The organism is Enterobacter sp. Y17 (assembly GCF_019730495.1).
GTDB lineage: Bacteria > Pseudomonadota > Gammaproteobacteria > Enterobacterales > Enterobacteriaceae > Enterobacter > Enterobacter asburiae_B.
Map to the genome: position 1 here is coordinate 1 of NZ_JAASKP010000007.1, position 23,334 is coordinate 23,334.

General features: G+C 50.2%; 27 protein-coding genes. 8 read left to right on the plus strand and 19 right to left on the minus strand.

Going from position 1 to position 23,334, the window contains the following annotated elements:
• Positions 1-447: 447 nt before the first annotated feature.
• The 9 genes from HCH49_RS20045 to parM form a co-directional block, all read right to left on the minus strand.
• Positions 448-645 (minus strand): hypothetical protein, encoded by a 198-nt coding sequence (locus HCH49_RS20045; protein WP_032664460.1) that lies wholly within the window; start codon positions 643-645, stop codon positions 448-450.
• Positions 646-694: 49 nt separating this feature from the next.
• Complete coding sequence (locus HCH49_RS20050) at positions 695-1,105, minus strand: DUF1380 family protein (protein ID WP_032664463.1); 411 nt, start codon at positions 1,103-1,105, stop codon at positions 695-697.
• A 42-nt stretch (positions 1,106-1,147) separates the two neighbouring features.
• Positions 1,148-1,576 (minus strand): antirestriction protein, encoded by a 429-nt coding sequence (locus HCH49_RS20055; RefSeq protein ID WP_008502215.1) that lies wholly within the window; start codon positions 1,574-1,576, stop codon positions 1,148-1,150.
• A 356-nt stretch (positions 1,577-1,932) separates the two neighbouring features.
• The gene (locus tag HCH49_RS20060; protein ID WP_221696936.1) at positions 1,933-2,355 is read right to left on the minus strand and encodes a DUF1380 family protein; all 423 of its coding nucleotides are present in this window, start codon (positions 2,353-2,355) and stop codon (positions 1,933-1,935) included.
• A 55-nt stretch (positions 2,356-2,410) separates the two neighbouring features.
• Positions 2,411-2,632 carry a hypothetical protein gene (locus HCH49_RS20065; protein ID WP_013087144.1) on the minus strand — a complete coding sequence of 74 codons (222 nt, stop codon included), beginning with the start codon at positions 2,630-2,632 and terminating at the stop codon, positions 2,411-2,413.
• On the minus strand, positions 2,629-3,321 hold the full coding sequence (locus HCH49_RS20070; RefSeq protein WP_221696935.1) for a DNA methylase: 693 nt from the start codon (positions 3,319-3,321) through the stop codon (positions 2,629-2,631). Before HCH49_RS20070 ends, HCH49_RS20065 begins: the two co-directional genes overlap by 4 nt.
• A gap of 1,185 nt (positions 3,322-4,506) precedes the next feature.
• Entirely contained in the window at positions 4,507-4,770 is a 264-nt protein-coding gene (locus HCH49_RS20075; RefSeq protein ID WP_221696933.1) for a hypothetical protein, read from the minus strand.
• 3 nt (positions 4,771-4,773) lie between these two features.
• Complete coding sequence (locus tag HCH49_RS20080) at positions 4,774-5,436, minus strand: plasmid partitioning/stability family protein (protein WP_221696932.1); 663 nt, start codon at positions 5,434-5,436, stop codon at positions 4,774-4,776.
• A 2-nt stretch (positions 5,437-5,438) separates the two neighbouring features.
• Positions 5,439-6,410, minus strand: coding sequence for a plasmid segregation protein ParM domain-containing protein (gene parM, locus HCH49_RS20085; protein WP_221696938.1), 972 nt, complete (start codon positions 6,408-6,410; stop codon positions 5,439-5,441).
• A gap of 231 nt (positions 6,411-6,641) precedes the next feature.
• On the opposite strand from parM, the gene umuD reads away from it, so the two are divergent.
• The 3 genes from umuD to repE all read left to right on the plus strand — a co-directional run bounded on the left by umuD (position 6,642) and on the right by repE (position 9,543).
• A complete protein-coding gene (gene umuD / locus HCH49_RS20090; protein ID WP_045337362.1) occupies positions 6,642-7,073 on the plus strand; it encodes a translesion error-prone DNA polymerase V autoproteolytic subunit in 432 nt (143 codons plus the stop codon).
• Positions 7,073-8,344: a Y-family DNA polymerase gene (locus HCH49_RS20095; protein WP_221696931.1), complete on the plus strand. Its 1,272-nt coding sequence runs from the start codon at positions 7,073-7,075 to the stop codon at positions 8,342-8,344. Before umuD ends, HCH49_RS20095 begins: the two co-directional genes overlap by 1 nt.
• 443 nt (positions 8,345-8,787) lie before the next feature.
• Complete coding sequence (repE, locus tag HCH49_RS20100; protein ID WP_008502210.1) at positions 8,788-9,543, plus strand: replication initiation protein RepE; 756 nt, start codon at positions 8,788-8,790, stop codon at positions 9,541-9,543.
• Between the two features lie 300 nt (positions 9,544-9,843).
• Here repE and HCH49_RS20105 read toward each other — a convergent pair whose 3' ends face one another.
• Positions 9,844-11,202, minus strand: a complete 1,359-nt coding sequence (locus tag HCH49_RS20105) for a hypothetical protein (protein ID WP_221696930.1) — start codon at positions 11,200-11,202, stop codon at positions 9,844-9,846.
• 231 nt (positions 11,203-11,433) lie between these two features.
• On the opposite strand from HCH49_RS20105, the gene HCH49_RS20110 reads away from it, so the two are divergent.
• Together HCH49_RS20110 and HCH49_RS20115 are read left to right on the plus strand one after the other, a co-directional pair.
• Positions 11,434-12,060 carry a ParA family plasmid-partitioning AAA ATPase gene (locus HCH49_RS20110; RefSeq protein ID WP_008502208.1) on the plus strand — a complete coding sequence of 209 codons (627 nt, stop codon included), beginning with the start codon at positions 11,434-11,436 and terminating at the stop codon, positions 12,058-12,060.
• Complete coding sequence (locus HCH49_RS20115) at positions 12,057-12,362, plus strand: hypothetical protein (protein WP_014172326.1); 306 nt, start codon at positions 12,057-12,059, stop codon at positions 12,360-12,362. The genes HCH49_RS20110 and HCH49_RS20115 overlap by 4 nt, the downstream gene beginning before the upstream one ends.
• 157 nt (positions 12,363-12,519) lie before the next feature.
• Here HCH49_RS20115 and HCH49_RS20120 read toward each other — a convergent pair whose 3' ends face one another.
• From HCH49_RS20120 to HCH49_RS20140, 5 genes are all read right to left on the minus strand, one after another.
• Entirely contained in the window at positions 12,520-13,302 is a 783-nt protein-coding gene (locus HCH49_RS20120) for a site-specific integrase (RefSeq protein ID WP_221696929.1), read from the minus strand.
• The gene (locus HCH49_RS20125; RefSeq protein ID WP_221696928.1) at positions 13,299-13,634 is read right to left on the minus strand and encodes a hypothetical protein; all 336 of its coding nucleotides are present in this window, start codon (positions 13,632-13,634) and stop codon (positions 13,299-13,301) included. The genes HCH49_RS20120 and HCH49_RS20125 overlap by 4 nt, the downstream gene beginning before the upstream one ends.
• 6 nt (positions 13,635-13,640) lie before the next feature.
• Positions 13,641-14,000, minus strand: a complete 360-nt coding sequence (locus HCH49_RS20130) for a hypothetical protein (protein ID WP_350309126.1) — start codon at positions 13,998-14,000, stop codon at positions 13,641-13,643.
• An 89-nt stretch (positions 14,001-14,089) separates the two neighbouring features.
• Positions 14,090-14,419 (minus strand): hypothetical protein, encoded by a 330-nt coding sequence (locus HCH49_RS20135; protein ID WP_221696926.1) that lies wholly within the window; start codon positions 14,417-14,419, stop codon positions 14,090-14,092.
• Between the two features lie 33 nt (positions 14,420-14,452).
• A complete protein-coding gene (locus tag HCH49_RS20140; protein ID WP_221696920.1) occupies positions 14,453-14,779 on the minus strand; it encodes a hypothetical protein in 327 nt (108 codons plus the stop codon).
• A 670-nt stretch (positions 14,780-15,449) separates the two neighbouring features.
• Between HCH49_RS20140 and HCH49_RS20145 the strand changes: the two genes are divergently transcribed.
• Both HCH49_RS20145 and HCH49_RS20150 read left to right on the plus strand, forming a co-directional pair.
• The gene (locus HCH49_RS20145; protein ID WP_045325870.1) at positions 15,450-15,935 is read left to right on the plus strand and encodes a hypothetical protein; all 486 of its coding nucleotides are present in this window, start codon (positions 15,450-15,452) and stop codon (positions 15,933-15,935) included.
• 10 nt (positions 15,936-15,945) lie between these two features.
• On the plus strand, positions 15,946-17,949 hold the full coding sequence (locus HCH49_RS20150; protein ID WP_126547841.1) for an AAA family ATPase: 2,004 nt from the start codon (positions 15,946-15,948) through the stop codon (positions 17,947-17,949).
• Between the two features lie 154 nt (positions 17,950-18,103).
• Here the strand turns inward: HCH49_RS20150 and HCH49_RS20155 are convergent, their stop codons facing one another.
• From HCH49_RS20155 to HCH49_RS20170, 4 genes are all read right to left on the minus strand, one after another.
• Positions 18,104-18,994 (minus strand): hypothetical protein, encoded by an 891-nt coding sequence (locus tag HCH49_RS20155; protein WP_063160983.1) that lies wholly within the window; start codon positions 18,992-18,994, stop codon positions 18,104-18,106.
• 730 nt (positions 18,995-19,724) lie between these two features.
• Positions 19,725-20,009, minus strand: coding sequence for a hypothetical protein (locus HCH49_RS20160; RefSeq protein WP_047353095.1), 285 nt, complete (start codon positions 20,007-20,009; stop codon positions 19,725-19,727).
• Positions 20,010-20,028: 19 nt separating this feature from the next.
• Entirely contained in the window at positions 20,029-21,162 is a 1,134-nt protein-coding gene (locus HCH49_RS20165; protein ID WP_126514117.1) for a DUF3800 domain-containing protein, read from the minus strand.
• A gap of 36 nt (positions 21,163-21,198) precedes the next feature.
• Positions 21,199-21,930, minus strand: coding sequence for a DUF4145 domain-containing protein (locus HCH49_RS20170; protein WP_047353093.1), 732 nt, complete (start codon positions 21,928-21,930; stop codon positions 21,199-21,201).
• Positions 21,931-22,335: 405 nt separating this feature from the next.
• Here HCH49_RS20170 and HCH49_RS20175 point away from each other — a divergent pair, with 405 nt between their 5' ends.
• On the plus strand, positions 22,336-23,331 hold the full coding sequence (locus HCH49_RS20175) for an SMODS domain-containing nucleotidyltransferase (protein WP_126547842.1): 996 nt from the start codon (positions 22,336-22,338) through the stop codon (positions 23,329-23,331).
• Positions 23,332-23,334 lie beyond the last annotated feature (3 nt).

Below are 23,334 nucleotides of genomic sequence, written 5' to 3' on the forward strand. Positions count from 1 at the left end.
GGAGAAGCCGCAGCCCTTGACCTTAGCCATCAGACCCTAGCCGTATGGCACGAACCCCGGAGGGGTTCGGCGGAGCCCGGCGGGTGCGTCAGCAGCCGCCCTGGCGGAGTGGGGCTCGACGACCGGACAGCAGCGCTGGCCGGGAGCCGAAGGGGGCCAGAAGTGGGATTCGGGTGTTTTGAGGGAATTTGCTGATCGGGTTTCAGAGCCGCCACGCCACGCCACGCCACGCCACGCCACGCCACGCCACGCCACGCCACGCCACGCCACGCAGGACCGTATCAGTGACAATTCGCCCTCACAATGCCTTTCATGTGCATCTCCCCGGGCTTACATCAGGGCGGGAGGGGGCAGCGCCGCAGGCGCTGGCCTTGCCGTCCGTCAGCCCGAAGGGATGACAGGGTTTTCGCGCGCGAACAGGCGGCGCATATGCCCCGCCCGGATTATTTACTGTGCATCCCCCTGACCGCCCTGGAGAATGAAGTGGCCGCAAAGATAAACGGCACACTGGCGGGTAGCCGATTCGCAGATCTCATCCAGCACTTTCGCCGTGGTTACGGGGTTGAGTCCGGATTCGCGACGTCGCTCGTTGATGAGCGTTTTATACTGGCGCAGGATGCTGCGGGTTTCCGGTGACAGTTGCATGGTGTTCTCCTTTTTTCAGTTTCCGGAGGCAACGCCTCCGGTTTCTCTGTCAGGCATCGAGCGCTGCGCGCAGGTTCAACATGACGTCGTTTTCTTCTTTCAGGGTTTCTTCTGCCGATCCGCCGCCATCCTCAGCGCATACGGCGATACGCTCCATTTCCTTCCCTGCAAGCTGCATCACCACCGCAAGCGCCGCTGCCGGAATGGTGACATTACGGTGTTTCCGTTTTTCTTCCACCATCACCTCAACAATGTTGTAGATGAGAGGGACACATCCGGAGGGATACAACTCTGCCTCCAGTCTTTCCATCACCACGTCGATCTCTTCATCACTGAGATCCCAGTCAATGCAGAGACCGCGAATATCGTTCCGGCTCCAGCTGGCGAATACAAATTTCTCGCCGTCATTATCGTCATCACGCAGCATTTCGATGGCTATCTCTTTTGCTGTACCAATCATGTTTTTCTCCATTAGTCGGGCGGCATTGCCGCCCGTGGTGAATCAGTCAAGAGCACGCCAGATCGTGGCGCTTTCAGGATGGGTATCAGCAAATGCCATAAGCTGCTCATAACGGCGGCAGAAGTGGCGGCACAGCTCCTCATGGTCATGGTTACTGTGGTGCCAGCTCCGGTGATTCAGTACCAGCGCCGTGAGGATGATCCCCGCCACCTCCCCGCTGACAGTCTGCTCAAACCAGTTGTCCGGATTGCACAGGGTCAGGCTCTCCACGTCAGGCGCCATATATCCGCCACCTTCCGGCAGCCGGTAAAACTGCCAGAATCCCCCCTGATACTCAGGGCAGTAACGCTGGGCATAGGCGTACACGGATGCCTCGGACGTCATAAAATCGCCGCCAAACAAATCAGGCAGGAAAGTCAGGCGCTGCGCACCCTCAAGACGAACAGCATCACAGGTCACGGTCTGGTTCATAGATCCTCCACGGTTAACATATTCTCGGTTCCGGCATCGCCGTGACGACACGACAGACCGGCGAAAAGCGGAGGACACAGGGGCGACGCCGCAAGCCGCAGCGCAAAGCCTTCACGGGCTGAATGCACCGTGAAGGGTGCGAACGGGTGAGGACGGAGGCGTCAGCGAACCCTTGTGGCCGATGCGGCCGGGCTACAGTGAAGTCACGGCGCATGCCGTCACCGCACGGAGCTTCAGGGGAGTTTCATTGTCCCGACGTGGCCCGGAGGGCAGCGGCGGATAGAAGCGGAAGGCACTGACATCCTTTTCGCTGTGGATGTCCACCGGTTGCCGGGGCGTTACCCCGGCTCTTTCCCTTACGCGGCCAGCGTCTCCTGTAATGCGTGAACGTCCTTCAGCTCATTCCTGACGGATTCAGGCTCCTGCCGCCCGGCTTCCCAGGCCATACCGATCCGGTTTTCCAGCTCACATTCATAGTTACGCAGGACGCGGGACAGGAGTACCGCCGGAACACTCACCTGACGGTTTGCCACTTCCCGCTGACGGGTCAGGAGATCGCTGACAGTCAGATTATTTACCCCCTCCTGGCGGTATTGAGTCATTTTCATTTCGCCGATCGCCTTCATCAGATTCCGGATTTCAGTCCCGTCCGGTTCTGGCTGGGCTTCACGGCAGGCCACGCTAATCCACTCTTCCGTCCAGACCAGCAGGACCAGGGGTTCGTCAAACGTGAACATGTTTTCAAGCTGTACACAAAGTTCTTCGCGGGTTCCGTACATCGTTTTTTCTCTCTTGTAAGGGGTTACAGGCCGGGCATCAGCCCGGCAGGGTCAGTCAGTCCTGAAAGGTTTCGTCCAGCACCAGGGCTTCGCGGTAGGCTTCAAGAAGCAGGGTGTTGATCCGGCGCAGAGTCTGCGCAGCCATACGTTCGGTAAGCGTTGCCGCGTCGTGCCGATGCTGCGATTCGAGGCGGTTCAGCAGCATCCGCACGTCACACATGGCATTGCTGAGCGCGGCCACGTCCGCGCGCAGGTGTTCAAGGCCCGGGTAGTTCATGCCGCCTCCGGATAGTCGGGGTAAAACGCGCCGTCATTGGCCGCCGGCATCCTTCTCGGCCGTTCAACCTGTGCCAGACGTCGAACGCCGGCGGCGTGGTACTGCTCAAGCATCTCGATCCCGATATAGCGGCGGCTGGCTTCAGCGGCGGCTACGCAGGTGGAGCCGCTGCCGGCGAACGGATCAAGGACAATAGCCCCCGGACGCGTGAGCGATTCAATCAGCGGCCGCAGGCTCTGCACCGGCTTCTCCGTCGGGTGATGTCGGTTGCCCGTGTATTTCCAGGGGATCACGTCCGGGATGGGACGGTCCGGGGTTTGCGGCCTTCCCTTCGCCAGCAGGTAGGCGCTCTCATGGGTGTAACCCACGAACGTCGATTTTGAGGCGTAGCTCTTGGCAAAGACGATATGGCCAACCACCCTGAAACCGGCCGTTTTCCACGCATTCAGAAACAGATCCGCGCGGTTCCAGGCATAGAAACTCACCATCAGGTTGTCATTTTTCAGCACGCGGTACATTTCATGACAGGCGGGCTGGAGCCATTCGGCAGAGTTGTCCCCGGCCAGGGTGCGGCCGGTACGGTCCTTATAGCCAACCAGGTACGGTGGATCGGTAAGAATAAAATCGACGGCACGCGCCGGAAAACGGGACATCACCTGCACGCAGTCACCCAGAATAAAACGGGACATAGACACACTCCTCTCTGATATGCGGCACCCTGTTGCGCCGTGCCGCCACAAAAACCCGGCGAAAAGCGGAGGGCGCAGGGGCGACGCCGCAAGCCGCAGCGCAAGCCTTTCACGGGCTGAATGCACCGTGAAAGGTGCGAACGGGTGAGGACGGAGACAACGTGAACCCTTGCGACCACAGCGGCCGGGTTAGCGTGAAGGCACGGCGTTGAACACGCCGCCGGCTGGCGGCAATAAGGCGGAGGGAACCGACATCCTTCGGTACCGGTTCTGGTAGCTGATGAGTACGTGAGTGTATGGCAGAATGCACGCTGATAATGGATTCGCGCCGTTATCTGACATGTGTGCCTTTGATTTCAGGACGTCCCCGACCGGAGACGTCTTTTTTTTGAGTCGGATATATGGCAGGTGAAAGTGCGAAGTGATTATGTGATTATCAGCGCCGAAAACATCTTAAGGGTTTTCACCTGTAACGAATTGCATGGCTTCAGGACACCCCCTACCCGGATGGTGTCCTTTTTTTCACCCCGCCTTAACTCCGTAGGTGACAAACTAAAGCGCGTTCCGGTTAAAAACGTTTCCGGCATCGTGGCTGAGCTCTCAGAGACGCATGGCTTCTGCAGTTTCATCTTCATACACGCCGTGACCAGGCGTCAGAAATCGTCTGCAAGCCAGAATTTCACATTCAGAATGTATCCTGCGGACACTGCTGCAGCCTCGCGCTGTGCGCCGCCACCGTAAAATGACCGTGGCAGACGCGAGCGACAGCTTACCCTTCGTCCGATGCGGCCGGATTAACATGAAAGCATGGCGGGTCTGTTTTCTGGAAGAGAAAAATAAGGGCGATAAATCATGATGATATATTTTGACTTAACGCAAACCGGTTCTAAAGTTTAAGAATAATAACAGCAAGTATGCTTACGGCAGGAGGTGATGTCACCCTGCCGTTTTTTTTCTGAAGTGCATGGGCCGGATTTAACTGCTCTCCGGTGCCGCCCCAATTCTGCGCAGTGCCTCCTGCACTTCATGCAGCCCAAAAATATCATCTGGGGGCGGATATTTTCCCGACAGGCTGCATGAACCCGCTGGCGATACAGCGCCTGCAGTGCAACAATTACGAGGGTGCGTTCCTCTCCCGTCAGTTTCTCAAGCTGCACACGGTTTCCTTCAGGTTAATGTTCATATTCATCCCTGCCCCTCTGGTTTTTTCTCGTCAAACGCCAGGAGAACCCCGAGGCCGATCAGCGAGGCGTAGCAGATCTGCATCGCAACTGTCACCGGAAGGGAGATATTATCAACCAGGACACCGGGAACCACGACGGCCACGCCTGCCAGTATCATTCCCCTGCCGGTCTTTTTGACCCGTTCCGGCCACTGCGATTCAGGCACGTTCCGGGCGCGCAGAAAGTTATGAATGCACTGCTCTGCTTTTTGTTTAATCACTGACATGCTCTAGTCTCCGAATGCCCGGCGCATATTTTTCTTTATCCTGGTCGCTTCAGCGGATACCGGTGCGGCAGGCTCTGCTGGTTTCTCCGGTACTGCAGCTTTACTCATGCCAGCCGTACCGGCCATCTGCTGAACCAGAACCTGCAGCTCGCTGACCGTGCCGGGCGGTACCGGCATACTGGCCAGCAGACGCGGCAGCTCCGGCGCGGTCGTATGCAGGGCAAGACCGGTGATAATCAGATTTCTCAGCAACTCTCCGCGCAGACGGGATGACACGCCCGTCAGCACACCCTCAACCCGTTCGCTGCTCCGGTCATCCTGAAGCGTCAGGGTGTAACGCCGGCGCTGGTATTCCGTCTCCGGTGACATGGCCAGAGTCGCCACGCCACCGTCAGGCTCATCAGGAAGTCCTGAGAGTGAAGACCAGGTGCCGGATACCAGCGCCATCACGGCGCAAAGCCGGATGGCGCTCAGATGCCCGTCAAAGAATACCGGGATCAGTGCCGGTAAACGGGCATCCGTCTGGTACATCACCGCCCCGGCGGTGGCGGCGGTCCGGATGAAGTCACCGCGCAGGGGCTGTGAGATGGTGCTGATGGTCGCCATCGCCGCGATGTCGGTGCGATCGTCGCTGTGCAGATAGAAAGAATACTGGCCGTCCGGCACGTTTAGTCCTCTTTATTGTAAAGGGCAATCTCTCTGGCCAGCGCCAGCTGCGGATCGCCGATAACCTCGATACGGTCAGGAGCCAGAGGCCAGGCCTGACGGATAGCCTCTTCAATGAGGGATGCCCCTCCCCCGACCAGGAATACACGGTTAACGTTCCTGAAGGCCGTCAGCTCACTGGTGACACGCGCCCCCAGGGAAGTGATTGCCTCTGTAATTTTGTTCAGAACATCGTCAATTTTTCCGGCATCGTTGATCACTCGCTGCAGATACTGACGATCATTGCGGTTGCGGATGACCGTGTCAGCAATAAGCGCGCTGGTTTCGCTGTCTGCAGCCCGCAGCGCGCCTGCAGCTGCGCGGGTGACCTGTGACACACCGACAGACGGATTGCCGTGTACCGCACTGATATCATCAAACTGTCCGACAATCACGCCGGCATCGAGCGTGGTTCCGCCGAGATCGATAATCAGGGTGGTCTCAGCGGGTCCGGGCTTCAGCTCCACGAGACGGGAGAACGCCGCCGGCAGTGATTCCGGCATCACCTTCACGTCCGTTACGGTAAATGCCCTGCCCTTATTCAGAACCAGCTCACGCATCAGGTTTTCCCGTTTGCGTCGGATGTTCTCCTCGTTCCGCTGGCAGTCCCCGTCATAATACTCGCTCAGGGGCAGCGTCACGGTCAGGCTCACCGGCTGCGGCTCAAGTCCGCTGTTCAGCAGGGCATGATGCACGGCCAGCAGGTTGAGATCACCGTACTGGTATTCCACGTTTGTCGTCGGGATGGCATCCCGGCTGACGCTGTCCCAGGTGTATTTCAGCGTGCCCACCTGATAGTTGAACGTTGCGGCACTGAATTCCGCCACTTTCCAGCCATGCCGGAAGGAGTTAGCTGAAACCCGGGTCTGCAGCTCGTTTCCTTCAAACCATGCCAGCTTAACATTAGTTGAACCATCATCGCAGTAAATATTCATCATTATGCTCCGTTAATTAAACTCAATTTGATACATATTATAAGAGCAAAATGGCAAAACAAAAGTATTATTTCTCACTGTGAGCAACTTAAATATCTCATAATGAGATTTAACAGCATTTTGAGTAACTTAGGTTACTCACTCTGTTCATGAAGCAGGTGATCTGGATTATCCTCACGCTGTTAAATATACTGTATGCATAACCAGTATATTTAGACGTCAGGAGGAAAGATGAAACTGCAGCTTTTCAGCACCGGGAAAGCACTCCCGCCACAGGCCCATCCGTTGTTTGCTGACCTGGCCAGCTGCGGTTTTCCCAGCCCTGCCGCTGACTATGTCGAGTCCGACCTGGATCTCCATGATTACTGCATACGGCACCCGAGCGCGACTTACTACCTCCGTGCCAGCGGTGACAGCATGTCCGACGGCAGCCTTTACAATGGCGATCTGCTGGTTGTGGACAGTGCAGAGAAGCCCCGGCACGGCGATATTGTTGTGGCCAGCGTGCAGGGGGAGTTTACGGTTAAACGGCTTCTGCTGACGCCACGACTGACGCTGCAGCCAATGAACGCCGCCTGGTCGCCGATTTATCCCGACCCGGACGATCTGGATATCTTTGGCGTCGTGACGCACATCATCCACCGCCCGAGGGAGATGTACTGATGTTTGCCCTGGCCGATGTGAACAGCTTTTATGCCAGCTGCGAACGTGTTTTCCGCCCTGATTTGAAAGGAAAGCCGGTTGTGGTGCTCAGTAATAACGATGGCTGCGTCATCGCAAGAAGTGCCGAGGCAAAGCCCTGGATCAAAATGGGCACGCCGTGGTTTCAGATGAAAAACGAAACGTACCCGGAAAAAATATACGCGTTCTCAAGCAACTATGAACTTTATGCCTCGATGTCAGCGCGCGTCATGAGCTGCCTGGAGGAGCTGGCCCCCAGGGTGGAACAGTATTCGATTGACGAGATGTTCCTCGACCTGACCGGCGTTGAGCACTGCATGGACCTGGAGGACTTCGGCCGGCAGCTGCGCCAGCACGTGTATGACTGTACCCGTCTGACCATCGGCGTGGGTGCCGGGCCAACTAAAACCCTGGCAAAATCAGCCCAGTGGGCCTCAAAGGAGTGGAAACAGTTTCGTGGTGTGCTCGCCCTGACTAGGGGGAATCCTCAGCGAACGCGGAAACTGCTTTCACTGCAGCCGGTCGAAGAGATCTGGGGTGTGGGAAACCGTATTGCACGCAAACTTAACGTACTGGGTATCAGGACAGCGCTCGATCTGGCCCTGACGAACCCGGCCTTTATACGCAAAAATTTCTCCGTCGTTCTCGAGCGAACAGTGCGCGAACTGAACGGGGAAAGCTGCATGTCGCTTGAGGAAGCACCACCGACGAAACAGCAGATCGTCTGCAGCCGCAGCTTTGGAGAGAGAATCACGGAGTACGATTCGCTCCGCCAGGCTGTCTGTCAGTACGCAGAGCGGGCCTCAGAAAAGCTGCGTAAAGAGCGCCAGTATTGCCGGCATATTTCCGTATTCATCAAAACGTCTCCGTTCGCCGTTAAAGAGCCTTACTACGGCAACGTGGCCACGGAGAAACTGCTTACCCCCACTCAGGACACCCGGGACATCATTGCGGCCGCCACAACGGCTCTGGAGCGTATCTGGAAGGACGGGCACCGGTATGCCAAAGCCGGTGTGATGCTGAATGACTTCACCGGCTCCGGCGTTTCGCAGCTGCAGCTGTTCGACGAACGTCCGCCACGTCCTCACAGCGCTGAGCTGATGAAGGTTCTCGATGGCATTAATCATTCCGGGCTGGGACAGGTCTGGTTTGCCGGACGAGGGATAGCGCCATCATGGCAAATGAAACGCGACATGCTCTCCCCTGCGTACACCACCCGCTGGAAAGATATACCCATAGCGAGGATCAGTTAAATTTCGCTTTTCAGAGAGAGCCTGTAGTGCTCGCCGCAGCCGAACGACAGGGCGAAGCCCGCGAGTGAGCGAGGAAGCACCAGGGAACTGCACTGACAAATTCTGCTTACGCTCGAATTCTAAAGGTTAGCTCCTTAAAGTTTATCCACTTATCCACGGACATATTTTTATAAGATCTTTTTAATAGGTTGTTAGGTTTACCTTTTTAGAACTCCTCTCAGCCCTTTATTCATGCAGGTTTGAGAAGGATCATTGTGACAATTTGCCCTTTCAGTGTGACAAATCACCCTCAACCTCCCTCTTAAAGGGTGACAGATTGCCCTTAACCCTGTGACAAATTGCCCTCATGATTTGCTGTACTCCACAAAGTTATCCCAACCTGTTGACTCTTTTTCAATTAGTGTGACAATCTAAATTCCTGTCACACTTTACACGGACCTGTCATGACGGAAGTTGCGGTTATCAACCATAAAAAACGTAAGAATAGCCCGCGAATTGTCCAGTCAAACGAACTGACTGAGGCGGCATACAGTCTTTCTCGCGATCAAAAGCGTATGCTTTATCTCTTTGTGGACCAGATCAGAAAATCTGACGGTACGCTCCAGGAGCATGACGGGATATGTGAAATTCAGGTCGCCAAGTATGCGGAAACCTTCGGGTTGACCTCCGCCGAGGCCAGCAAAGATATCCGTCAGGCTCTCAAGGGATTCGCGGGTAAAGAAGTGGTCTTTTATCGGCCTGAAGAGGATGCCGGGGAAGAAAAAGGTTATGAGTCCTTTCCCTGGTTCATCAAACGTGCCCATAGTCCCTCCAGAGGGCTTTACAGCGTCCATATTAACCCGTACCTCATTCCTTTCTTTATTGGCCTTCAGAACCGTTTCACACAGTTCCGACTAAGTGAAACGAAAGAGATCACAAATCCCTATGCCATGCGCCTGTACGAGTCACTATGCCAGTACCGTAAGCCGGATGGCTCTGGCGTGGTATCTCTGAAAATAGACTGGATCATGGAGCGCTATCAGCTTCCGCAAAGTTATCAGCGTATGCCGGACTTTCGCCGTCGGTTCCTGCAGGCGAGTGTCGATGAGATTAACAGCAGAACGCCAATGCGCCTGTCTTATATCGAGAAAAAGAAAGGCCGCCAGACGACTCATATAGTCTTTTCTTTCAGCGACATAATGTCGATCACACCTGAGTGAGCTTTGAGGGTGATTTGTCACAATTAGCAGGGTGGTTTGTCACACTAGAGTTAAAGCTCTCAGGGTGATTTGTCACAGAAAAGTTTGCCTTCCTTTGCCCTGACTGGTTTTCAGGAACTAAATGGTACCTATTTTGTGCTTTAGAAACACTTAATGAGGGCAATTTGTCACACTTAGTTCAGTGCAGCTTGTCACATTTCCCCTCAGCCCTGAGTGTCGTTTGTCACACTTAAGAGCGCCCTTTCCACTTCTGGCTGAGGGTGTATTGTCACTATTTGAATTCAAAACCGCTGCCTGTAACTATTGGTGCATTTTCCCTGCACTAAAAATGTGTTTGAGCAGGCAGCTGTTAAATGTCCTGTCTGAATGTTCTGGCCAGCCCGGAGGATCAGTTAAGAGCACACCTTCCTGCTCCATCCAGCTATGTGTTTGTAGTTTACGCTCGACATACTCCTCGGATTCAGAGCCCATTGTTTCGATGATGAAAGTGGTAACTGTGTTTTCTTTGCTCGGAACCACATTCAGTATGAAGTCAGGATGAATGACCTCTTCCACCCCATTTTTAGTGCTTTTAGACGTAAAAAGTGGCTTGCTGAGGCTGATAGCATCCGGATGATTTTCCTGACGGCCAGCATAGCTGCTGGCGTTTATTATTACCTTCAGTGTGTCGCGTTCTTTGTTGCTATCCACAGGCACAGGATTATCAAGCGTATACGCGGCATGCGCATAGCCCTCATGGCAGTAAACCTTACCATCCCTACCTCTGCGGTATTCCAGAATTGCCCAGTATGGGGCCCGACTGCCAGTGTTGTAGGTGCTTTCTCCATTAATACTGACTCGGCCTTCAGGCCTATGGATAAAAGTATTACTACGAACGCTAAAGGTAACTTCTTCCCGATTGGCATCGGTCGCAATACCAATGATATACACACATGCCTCCTTATCACTGCTATCAGCCTGCAGTGAAATTTCCAGCTGAGTCAGCATGTCGTTAATCCGTTCGAGGGACAGCCAGGGCGCGCAACTGAACAGCATATTAAGCTGTCTTCCATTGCCCATTATATGTTCATCCAGAACTTCTTTTATTCTATTGACCGAACCGACTAACCCCGGACTTTTATATTCAGGTACTAGTTCAAGTTGGTTCAGGCCAGCTGCCTGAATGAGAGTCAGCAATTTTCGGCCCAGAGCCGGAATGGGTTTAAGTGTTTTGCGTCGACGCTTACGAGGCACTACCGGCCCTTCCACAGCGTTGATTTTGTTGTCTTTCTTCTTGTCAGGTAACCAGTCATTCCCGCCAACCGGATTTAATGGGCTGGTTTTTCCTTCAGTGATAGTGTTATCAGCATCCTTACTTTTCTTTAGCCTGAACAAAGGGCACTGTTCATCATGCTGTCTTGTCGTCTTGACGTGGCGTAACCTGGCAACGTTAACCTCGCAGTTAAAAGGACCTTCAATGTTCGGGTCATGTTCGACGCAATCACATTTTAACCACAGCTTACGGCGGTCCATTTCTTCAAGCACAGAATTTGCTATACGTAAATCAGCCTGAGCGGGTTTTCGACTGTTGCTGAAAACATGCAGCAATGCCTCTCTCTCTGCCAGATTCAGTTTCCTTTCAAGCCTTCCCCTTGGATTTTTTTTCCACACAAGGTCCATTGATTTACTCCTTCACTCAAAAGTGTGATTATGATATCAAGATAATATCTTGATATCATAACAACTTGATAAGATAGCAAGGCGTTTAAGCTTAATCATATCTTGTTGAATTACATTATCTTATTAACATAACAAGTTAACATGATGGCAAGATGCAAGCGCCGGTGATATTGAAATTTACTTTTTAATATCCTATTATCTTAATAAGATAACAAACAAGGTGTGCGGAATATGATCATTGTTCTTGGTAGTCAAAAAGGTGGAGTAGGTAAAAGTACGCTCGCAGTTTCTATCGCTGCATATCTTATGGCGCTAGGAAAGCGAGTTCTCATTGTAGATGCCGACGATCAAAAATCAGTACTGACCTGGTATAACAATCGACCAGAGAACTTGCCTCATATGCCTGTGACTGGAGCGTCCGGCAACATCAAAGCCATGCTAAAAGAGCATGAAAAATCTTATGACTTTGTAATCGCCGATTGTGCTGGCCGTGACAGTGCAGAGATGCGAAGCGGATTAATGGCTGCAGATGTGTTTATTTCCCCTTTACGACCGTCCCAAATGGATTTGGATGTCGTACCACATACATGCTCTGTTTTTACTGCAGCTAAAGATTTCAACGAGTCTGTACGTGGGTATTTAGTGTTGAATATGACACCAACTAACATGTTCGTTAATGAAGCTAATCAGGCAGCGGATGTTCTCAAAGACTTTCCGGAAATGAATCTGTCTAATGCTCGCGTGTGTGACAGAAAAGCTCACAGGGATGCCTGGGCCGAATCAATGACTATTTTTGAAACACAGAACATCAAAGCCCAAGAAGAAATTGAAGCTCTGGTTAAGGAGATCATTCTGTGAGGAATAGAGCACATACACCGCCAAGAGACGAAGCTTCGTTTATAAACGGAGGCACAGCTGGCCTCACTGCAAAAAATCCAGATGAACCAAGTAATAAATCTGCGACTAGTAAAGCAAAACCAGTCAGTATCTCTCTTGCTGAAGAGAATCTTAACTCAATCGATAATGTCATTAAGGAAGAGATGTTATCAGGGAACAGGAGAGTAAATAGATCCGATGTAGTTAGAGCTGCAGTGATGGCATTAGAAAATTTATCACGAGAAGAAATCTCTCAACTGATTGAAAAATCTAGATTAAAGTAATATTAACTTATTAACTTATTAACTTATTAACTTAATACCTTGTTAGGTTGGTAGTTAAAGGTGGCATGATTACTAAGTTAATCAGATGGTAAGATAGTAAGATAGTAAGATAGTAAGATAGTAAGATAGTAACTTACCATCTTGTTACCTTGATATCTTAGTTACCTGTTTTTTTAAGCAACGCCACCGCCTCATCGCCCGGCATCTGGAACTGCACCCGGTGCCGTGCTGCCACATCCAGCGCAAACACCTTCGTATACACCTCCGTCGAGCTGATGCTCTTATGTCCCATTAAACTCTGCAGCACCTTCAGCGGTATGCCTGCGTACAGCATGTGCATCGCGTAGGAATGGCGGAATGTGTGCGGGGTCACCGGCACGGAGAACGTCACCCCGTCGGCCGCAGCCGTTTCAACCGCTTCGCTGAGCCAGGTGCGGACCGTCCGATCGGTAATCTCCCAGATACGGGCCTTCTCGGTTCTGCCGCTTCGCTTGTTACGACGTTCAAGAGGTATTTTCAGCGTGGCCACCATCATCTCCAGCTGGCTGACATAGTTCGCATCAGAAAGTGGAACCAGGCGATGCGTCTGACTGCCGGCAGGCGAACGGCCGGCCGTTCGGGCCGCTTTTTCCGCCCGCTGCTTGAGTGTGGCCAGTTGCACGAACGGGTAAGGCGGCGCCAGAGAAAAATCACTCCGGGTCAGCGCCAGAGCCTCGTTAATGCGCGCGCCGGTATTCCACAGGGTGGCCAGCAGCATCTTGCGGTGGAGGTCGGGTACATAGTGGAGCAGGGCACTCACTTCCGGCGCCAGCAGATATTTCGGCAGTTCGTCCTGAACGAGTGCCATCTGGCGCAGGGCCAGTGCGGCAGGGTAGTCGATGGCCACCGGCAGCTGCGCGGCAGAAAAAGAAACGCCCTGGCCTGGTATTGCCGGCATCATTGTTTATTGTCCCCGGTGGACAGGTATTGCACTGTCAGTCGAGCCAGTGCTTTCTGCGCGTAATCCTCACCCGGGAGCACACTGATTTCTCCCCGGCGTTTCATCTCGGTGCCGATGGCGCTGAGAGTGATCGTTACCGGAAGCAGCCGGCGCAGCTGCAGGGCGTGCCCGCATGCGGAACGGATACGATCGGCAAAATCATCCTCATCACGGGAATATGTTCCGGGCGCCGGCCGTTCCAGGCCGTCCTTTTCCGACTGCAGCTGCTGGCACAGCGTCAGCAGTTCAATGATCTCTTCTGCCGCACGGGCAGCCACCAGGTCATGGTTCATTCCGGCTTATCCTAGTTTGCTAAACAGCTGAGGCATTTCATCAAACAACATCACATGACGGGTGCGCTTTCCCTTGAAAATGCGCCTCATCATTGGCGTGAAATCCGCTGGCTCCCAGCCATAGGGCCACGTATGGTAAATCCCTTCCTGCAGCGTGCTGTGGCGACGTTCTGGTCCGGCAACGATACGCCGCCTGACCTCCCTGTTCAGCGCCTCACCGCGCAGACCGTACTGGCCCAGGTAGCGGCGCAGCCGCGTTCTCGGCATCCGCAGATCGGAATTCACGTAAGCATTAACATCCATATGCTGGGTGGCGGTGAGGATATTCATGCCGTACTTGCGCATGGTGCTGAAAGCGGTGGCCATCACGTCCGTTTCGTTCTGTGGTTCATCATCGGTTCTGTTCATCTGGTTTCCTGTTAACCGGGTTAAGGGTTGTTGCGGGGTCCGATCGTCTAAGCTGACGCGGTGTCATCCTGCAGCGACCGGAAGGCAAGCAGGGCATGCCTCCTGGAGAGCAGCGCGATACAGTCCCCGCGCTGCGGGTCTATCTCTTCGTCAGTGGCCTCGTTATACCGCATACGCAGCCGCCATCCCGTCACGGGAGGCGCGTTCTGTATGGCCAGCACCATCCCTTCCGGCGACAGCAGTTCACGGAGGGTGTAGCAGGCCCCAATCCGGGTTGAGTCCCGCAGCCACATCACGGGGTACTCACTGACCAGCTGGTCATACACACATTCCGGCGTATGGAAGTAATTCCCGTCCGCCCTGCATAAATCACACATAACGCTTCCTCTATTGAGAAATCCCGCCTCCCATTATTTATACGTTCCTTCAATGAGAATGTAGGCCCCCTTAAAATAGGCATCTATCAGACAGGATTGCCAGGGCGGAGCACAGTGCTGGGACAGCGGTTGTTTGTAGTCACCAACCAGCTGCCATGAGTCCGAGTTATCCATTCGTTCTGCAACAATGCTTCCGTTACGTTTAAGGATTTTTGGTGACTTCCAGTTAGGTTTGGCATTGATCACATCATCTGCCGTTGCATCTGTCATTCCTGAATAGAGCCACAGCTCTTGATGGCCGTACCTCTCCTCAAGCTCCCGGACCACATCGTAAAATGATCTAAATGTTGGTTTACCCATTTCTCGCCTCAAAAATAATATCCGGAGCAATAGTCACTCGTAGTAATTATGACGTGCAGCATTATCGGCTAAGTACAACCCTGAGTCTGTCACCCGGATGATTTTTCCCTGCCGTCATCATTTTCAGGCTGATAATAAGCAGCCATATAGCCACGCCATTAAATTACCGGAAGGCCGTTCCGGTGAGATCCGATTTTTACTCTATAACTCAGTTTCCGGAAGTGTACCACGCACATGGAATAAGCAAAGCGGCAATGTTTACCCCTGCGCGCCGGATCGCTGGGCAGGTTAGAGACACAATATACAGCACAAACGCAGCTGAAACAGTTGCACATCTTGTGTTTCTGCGCCGCAGCACGCCGGAGGTGAGGAAGAAGATCCGGAACTGGTAATTTTCGGATCTCAGGAGGAGAAAAGAGAGACTGATGCAGAAAAAGGCACTAATGGAGTTAGATTGTTGCGACTAGGGGATTATTGCTGTTTAGGCAAAAAACTTCATTTTATCAATTCATTTCAGCAATAATGAATCTTTTCGGTAAGCATGAATGATCTGAAAACCACAATGATGTTATTTAAAAATCCGTTTAAAATACAGATTCACATATCGTAGAAGGGCATGGTCTTCCCGATACTCTTCCGTAAATAGTGTCCGTATCTTTTAAGGATAAATATGATATTTGCACGGCAATCAAATGAACCTGCTCATAACGAGCCCTCTTTTATCAGAGATTTCCACTATCTGACAGCTTTAATACAGCATCTGGGGGCGCATGAACGCTGGAACAGCAGAACTCCCAGAAATATAGCTGATAGTCTCGGCATGGATATGCAGGAGGTAGAGCGGGTGCTTGCTTCTTACCCGGCGTTTTTCAGACGCTCTTCCAACCTCAGTTCTCAGGGCGAGCCTCTGTATATGATCCATCTCCGCTATGCCAGAAGAAGGAAGAATAATGAAACTGACGCCCGTGAATCTCCTCCTGTCAGTGCGGCTGAGATGGGTATTATGCTGGATCTCGTGACAAAGATGATTGCCGTGGAAGAACAGAACAAAAGGCTCAGCTTCGAGATTAAAACCAATAATCTTAAAATATGGTCTGCTCTGGGGCTGGCCTTTCTTTCTTCCGCCACGGCGATTGCCACAGCATTACTGAAATAGGGGAGTATGTATGAAACTGGAATCTTTTCGTGTTCGAAACTTCCGCTCTGTGTTTGACAGTGGGGTGATAACCACTGAGAAACTGACAGCAATTCTGGGGCGGAATGAAAGCGGCAAAACAAATTTGTTACTTGCTCTTAAAAGCCTTAATCCGGCAGAAGGTTTCGACAAACTCAATGATATAAAAGATTTCCCAAGGAATAGAAAATTAAGTGAGTGTACGCCTGACACACCAGTGGTAGATACCACATGGACATTATCCGAACAAGAACTAACTGAACTTAATGAAATATATCCACGTGTACAAAATAATACATCCGTAACGGTTGGCAGGAGATATAATGGCGAGTTAAGGTATATCAATTTTATCGGTCTTAATAAGTTCGAATATGATGCACAAAAAATAAAAAAAGAAGTGCGTAAAATTTCCGCCCAAACGGAACTGTTCTTTGATAACCATGAAAGTAGCACTGAGGAAAGTCAGGTCGACCGTCAGTCCATAAGAGACATTTGTAATGCTATGCTTCCTATTCCTGACCGACCCGTAGCATGGTCAGGGCAGGCTAATGGTAAACCTCAGGAACTGAGGAAATATCTGATAAAGTATGATATTGAGCTCAAATCAGATTCTGACGATGCTCTTGATGAACTGGAGGATAGTCTGGCAGAAATTATCAATGATGCAGTCAGACAAAAAGCCGCGCGACAATGGGTCCTGAAAAATCTTCCTGTTTTCGTAATGGTTGATGAATATCCGGAACTGAACGGTCATCATCATATGGCCGAGTACACTCAGCGTAAACAACAATCTAAACTAACGAATGCAGATATTAATTTTGAAAAGCTGTGTAAGGTTGCAGGAATTGACCCGGCCGAACTAACTGCTAACAGGAATAATTCAGAGATTCGAAATCAGCTTGTAAACAGAGCCGGAGCAATCGTCACGACGGAAATAAGAAGGCTATGGCAGGATAAACCTCTTAAAATTCGTTTCAACGTGGATAGTGATTATTTCGATACATATGTTTCAGATTCGAATAATTCCTACGATGTTGAGGTGAACCTAGATGAAAGAAGCCGGGGATTTAAGTGGTTCTTCTCTTTCTATATAACATTTTTTGCAGATACCAAGGGGGGGGCAGCAGAAAATGCTATTATTTTGCTGGATGAGCCCGGACTTTATTTGCATGCTAAATCTCAGACTGATCTCCTAAATCATCTGAACAATGATTTTGAAAATCAGATTATCTATACCACTCATTCTCCGTTCCTGGTGCCAATTAAAAACATTTCCGATATAAAAACTGTGTCAATTGCAGAGGATAAGGGTACGACGGTGACCAACGATCCCAGCGGGGATTCCACAACTTTATTCCCGTTGCAGGCCGCGCTGGGTTATGACATCGCACAGTCGTTATTTATTGGTTCTCATAATTTGATTGTTGAGGGCGTTACTGATTTCTGGTACCTCAGTACAATTTCAGATGTGCTGACGTCTGTCGGCAGAAAAGGCTTGAACAGCAAAATCACCATAACCCCTGCCGGCGGGGCACAGCGCGTATCCTACATGGTTTCTCTTCTGTCCTCTCAGAATCTTAATGTTGTTGTGCTTCTGGATGATGAGAAGCAAAGCCGGGAGACTTCAACTGAGCTTCAGCAGCAGGGCATGCTTACTAGAAAGAACGTAATATTTGTTTCTGATGCGTTGGAGTCTAAGCGTGACGAGTGCGATATCGAAGATCTCTTCAATCGTGAGACTTTCCTTCAGATGGTTGATGAAAGCTATGATCTGAAACCAGCTACTCTTAAACTGAATGATAAAATACCGCGGATTGTCAAACAGATTGAAAGTGCCTTCTCGGCAGACAAGAAACACTTTGTGAAAGCCAAACCCGCCCGCGCATTCATGAATCGTATGAAAGATGGCGATAATCAGATATTGTCCAAAGAAGAACTGGACCGTTTTGAAAAGCTGTTTGATCTGATAAACAAAAGAATGAATGCCCGCAATTAAATTTTAATCCTTAAGCAGTAAGTAAAAGGCCCGATAAATCGGGCCTATATACTTTCAACTCTTGAATGAATTCACTAAGGTAGTTATCGTGATAAATCTGAATGTTTATGTATTGCACCTAAGATGTAATTTTTACTTCTATCTTTCAAGTTGTTTAAATTTCTGTTCCTACGTCATCAGGAACTAACAACCCATTATGGTCTTTGTACCGCTTAATCTCAGAGAAAGTTGCATCGGAAATTGATTTATCAGGTAAACAGTACCCGTTATGGTAATCTTCGATATAGTCATAGTAGTCATCAATATCGCGCTGATCTATACCTAAAAACTCAGGGCCTTTTATCCGATCTTCAAGAAACTCACGTTGTTGTGAAGTGATACTTCCATCTCGCACGCCAAAATTAATCCAGCGCAAACAAACTGTTCGTGTAGGTGTTCCATAGTAATCCCTCAGAAGTGTTATGACGTGAGAATATTGCCCACGTAATAAAGGATCAATAATTTGGCTTTTTAAGTTTCCTTTTATAGCCTTAACCTGAATTCCAGCAATGTTGTGTGTGCCATGTATTAATGCTGTTTCTATTACCCCATTTTGGGGGTTTTTTCTAACAAAACGGATATCAGAACTACTGTGAGGCGCATATAAATGGGGATGCAGTTGATGAGTGCTAATAAATCCAGTCCCTATGGCTTTGTATTGATCGTATACACTCGATAAAGCCAACCTTGACCTTTGTGTACACCATGTAAATGCGGCTTGCCCCATTTTTTTATTATCATTGAGTTTACTTACCAAGTAAGCTTCAAAGACAAAACCAGCAAAGGATGGTAGTGTTAACTTAGACCTGAAAGTAACTTTCCCATTTACCTCCTCAAGATGTCCAGTTTCGATGCCATCAGCATATAGCTGGTTTCTGAATCGTTGCGCTAAAATTTTTCTACGCATTTCTGGAGTAATACTCCGATGATTAGGATCAATAATATCAAGTGGTACTTCAACTAAGGTAACTAACTCTTTCTCATCAATAATTATATTATCTGCCACAAAAGAAATCCTTAATATTTATTTTTAAGATGACATTCAAGTTGTTAAAGAAAGCAATAGTGAAATTTTTTTATTCTAGGTCAGGTTCAGCATTAACACACCTTAAGCTTGCAAAGCTAGATTCGAACGGAAGGGCTGCTTAACCAGCTTCTTATATAAGATATGATAATTAATCTAGGAATGCCACTTTCATGACCACCGGTAATCATATATTGTCTGCGTCGTTTTGGCTATGACGACTATTTCAGTCACTCTTACACCCAATATGAGTGTGAAGGTGGATATCAACTACTTCTGGCTTTAACAGAAACCGGATCTCCGGAGAGAAAAAGAAGAATTGTTGCCAAAAAGTCAAAAAAATCTGCACATTGCTGCAGTAAATGAATTATTGCTTGCGGGGCAAAATTAACGACATACAAAGCTTGAAACAGCAACAAAGAGGGAAGGGAAATTTTTTTCAGTTTTTTTACTGACCGGCCTTAAAGGCCGCATCGAATTTTCTAAATACAGTTTTACATAAGGAACATCGTATGACTGTATTTCTCATCCTCACCGCCATCGCATATGGCATCTTCAAAACCGGCTGTTTCATCCTTTTAGTGGTCAAGGGGTATCAGGGCTGGACATTATTCTGGAAAAACTATGACCGTCTCCCTCATATCATCCGTTCCAGCTGCCGATACCAGAGACGATTCATTCTCCGACGTATCTGGAAACGCGTCAGAACCGGCTAAGCCGGTTCTTCCAGCAGCATCCCCAGCCCGGCCAGCCAGCACAGACAACACCAGGTGGTGAACACCATACTGGTCTCACCGGATTTCCACTTACGGATGGTACGTTCGTCCACATCCAGCCGGTTCGCCAGTTGCACGTCAGTCAGGGGGATCAGCTCCCTGACCACGATGACTTCACTGGCTGAAGGCGCTAACCAGCTCTCGCCTGAGCACAGTGTTTCAGGGTTAAATTTCTCGAGTTCAATCAGCTCCTGAATCTGACGGGCACTTTCTGCCTTCATATGCGGTTAACCTTTCCGATCAGGATTGCGACACACTTTGTACACGATGGGCAAGCCGGCGCGTTTCTTCCACGGCCCTGAGTTCATTTGCTTTTTCCATCATTTCTGCAGTTGGTTCAGGGAGTTTTTCAAAAAACTCCTTAAACCGTTTCGCGACAGACTGCAGGGAAACACTGTCAGTTCTCGCCGTTTTAAGATTGGTGTAGACAAGGCGGGAAAGGGGCCTAGTCAGCTCCTTCTGCTCCATGTACCGTTTGAAGATCCAGAGATAAATATCAACCAGCTCCAGCCCGGCACTCATCGTTCCCGACTGGAAGACAAGCGGTTTTGCCGGCATGTTCTTCATATCCATGACGGGCAAACCCGGCCCCAGTGCCCACGGCTGTTCGCGGATCTGGTAGTAAAACTCGTTCAGCTCCCGCTGGGTGGTGTTGAACTGCGACTGCTGATCAACAATGATATCTGCTTTCCGCTTCGGAGCCCCCAGACGGGAGCAGATCCCGTGCAAAACGGACTGAAAACCGATCATGTTGGGCATGATCTGCAGCTTTTCCTTATTGGTTTTGCAGTTGTACCCCAGTTCATCAAAGTTGACCATCGCCCAGTACAGGGCATCGGTAATAAGTTCAACGGAACGGGCATCACCCAGAGAATGAACACGCTGAAGCAGCGCCCCACAAACCTCACTGAATAATGAGGAAGAACGTTCATCATGAGCCTCAAGACGAGCACGCCACGCTTTTTCAGCCAGCTCATCATCAAACAGATTGGACAGATTCAACAGCAACGGATAGCGCAGCGGAGTCCAGTAGGCACTCCAGGGCACCACCGGATTCAGTCCCTGATCAAATACCTGATCAAAGAACGAAATAATGGCGTGATCCCGTTTAACCACCTGCCAGACATCAAACCGTATCCGGTGCTTCTTCTGCAGAACCAGCAGCGTATCGACCACATCATCAAGGCGGTACATGCCCAGCTCAGCAGCGTGAAGGCGCTGTACGCCCAGCTTTTTGCGCAAACTGGCCAGTTCAGATTCGGCCACCTTGTCCAGGTCATCGGGTGAGGAAAGAACGCCGTAAGATAGAACAGGCTGGGTGCGGTCAAACAGATTCGGACCGGTATGACCGGTTTCATCCACATAAAAGTGCATTCAGATGTCCTTTGTAAGGTTGGTAGGATGGCCTGGCTATTTTTGGGGACCAAACACACGGGTCATGCGAGCGATCAGCGTTGCCAGTGACTCTTTAGAGCCGGCAAAAATCTTATCAAGCACAGACTCAATAATCTGGTATGCATCTTCAATGTCCTGGCTGCTCACCCGGTCCAGTTCGTGGCTGCCGGCATTACCCAGCCATTTGAGGGCCATCAGGGCATCCATGTGCTCAGCATATTCAGCTTCATCCCGCAACTTTTCGAGCCGTGTGTGTAATTTTGTACCCGAGATATTAAGCGCTTTCATCAGTGCTTCCAGGGTAATTCGTATTGCTGTTGCTGCTGAGCCTGGTGCACTGATAAACAGCGAAAAAGACTGTCTTAGCGGCAGGGTGACCTCATCAGGACACTCCGCAGGAATAGCGAATGCTGGCAACGCAGGTGTAAAACTGGCCGCCCGGTAAAGAATATTCCCGGTAATATCCTCTGCAGCAGAGCGGACCCGGTCGCTGTCAGGAAGGACACCGGTTCCGCTGACGGCCACAACTGCCGGACAACGGGTCCGCTCACAGAACAACAGACAGACGAACACAAATTCCATATCAGGCAGACCGGATTCGGGTGTATCCCATATTTTACTGGATTCTGCAGTCTGACCGGCATGAAAGGTTCCTTCTTTTATGGTCAGCGTATTCCCACCGCAGACTGGGCATATCCAGTCAGGACAGCGGGATTCTCGGAAAGGGGTCAGAAGTGACGGATTCATTATGGGTTTTCAGTTCCGTTTAACATTACTGACTTGTATCACGTCCTGCGACCTACAGTCACGCTGACAGGCTCTTTTGTGGCTCATGAACTTCCGTTTCTCAGGGTTTTCGGATCCCGGGAGAAGGCAAGAAGGATTTATGCTGATAATGCAATACTAATGATTGATTTTGAACATAATCGCATTATTTCATAATTGGCATCAATAATTGAACCAATATACATAAATGTAAATAAAAGGAAGGCGATCTCATTTTCCATGTAAATTATAAGTCATTTCAGAAAGCGAGACGGTAGTGAACTTGCGGAACTGAGAATAAACTATCTCGATTCTTTCAGGGAACTGGAGTGTGCAGATGTACGTCAGAGCCCTGCGCCTTTTGCATTAAAAATTAAAGGACTGAACATGGCGACCACAGTAATAGCTGCCTTTAACGAATTTATGAAAGATACCGTGAATCTCAAAAAGACAGATACCGATGACGCACGTGCAAGTCGAGACTGGCTTATCGGCAAGATTAATGATTTTGAGAAGGACGGAACATTTCCGGTTAACCATCCGGACATACACATTGCATTTGGTTCTTTTGCCAGAAGGACTAAAATTCGCCCGCTTGACGATATCGATCTGATGCTCGGGTTATCTGCGGAATCTTCGACACACACGATATACAGCGATCACATAACGCTGAATTCTTCCGGAGAAAACACGCGGCTGCACCAGTACAGGCATACGGGAGAAAATACCATCTGTTCTGTAAGGATCCTGAACGTCTTTAAGAACCGACTGCAAGGTGTTTCTCAGTACGCACAGGCTGAAATCAGGCGTAATCAGGAGGCCGTTACGCTCAATCTGAGCAGTAAGGACTGGAATTTTGACATCGTGCCATGCTTTATTTCTACCGCAGATGCGTTTGGTAAGAATTACTACCTGATACCTGACGGCAAAGGGCACTGGAAGAAAACCGATCCCCGTGTTGACCGGAACAGAGTTACGGATATCAATGTTAAAAATGACGGGAATGTCCTTAACGTCATCAGAGCAGTTAAATACTGGCAGCGGCGGCCCACGATGCCCGCGATGAGCTCCTATCTACTTGAAACAATGATACTGGATTATTATTCAAACAAGACAAACTGCTCAAAGTTTATCGATATGGAGCTTCAGTCCCTTTTCAATCATCTAGGCCTTTTTGTGAAGTATTCTGTTAACGACCCAAAAGGTATTCAGGGCGACATCAATACCCTGTCGATGGAAGCTCGTCAGAAAATTTCGGATAGATGCTATCTCGATGCGCAGAGGGCTGCGGAAGCGAGACAGTTCGAGAGGGATAATGACCATGAAAAATCCATCAACAAGTGGCAGGAAGTGTTCGGCCCTCATTTTCCAGCTTACGGGTGAAAG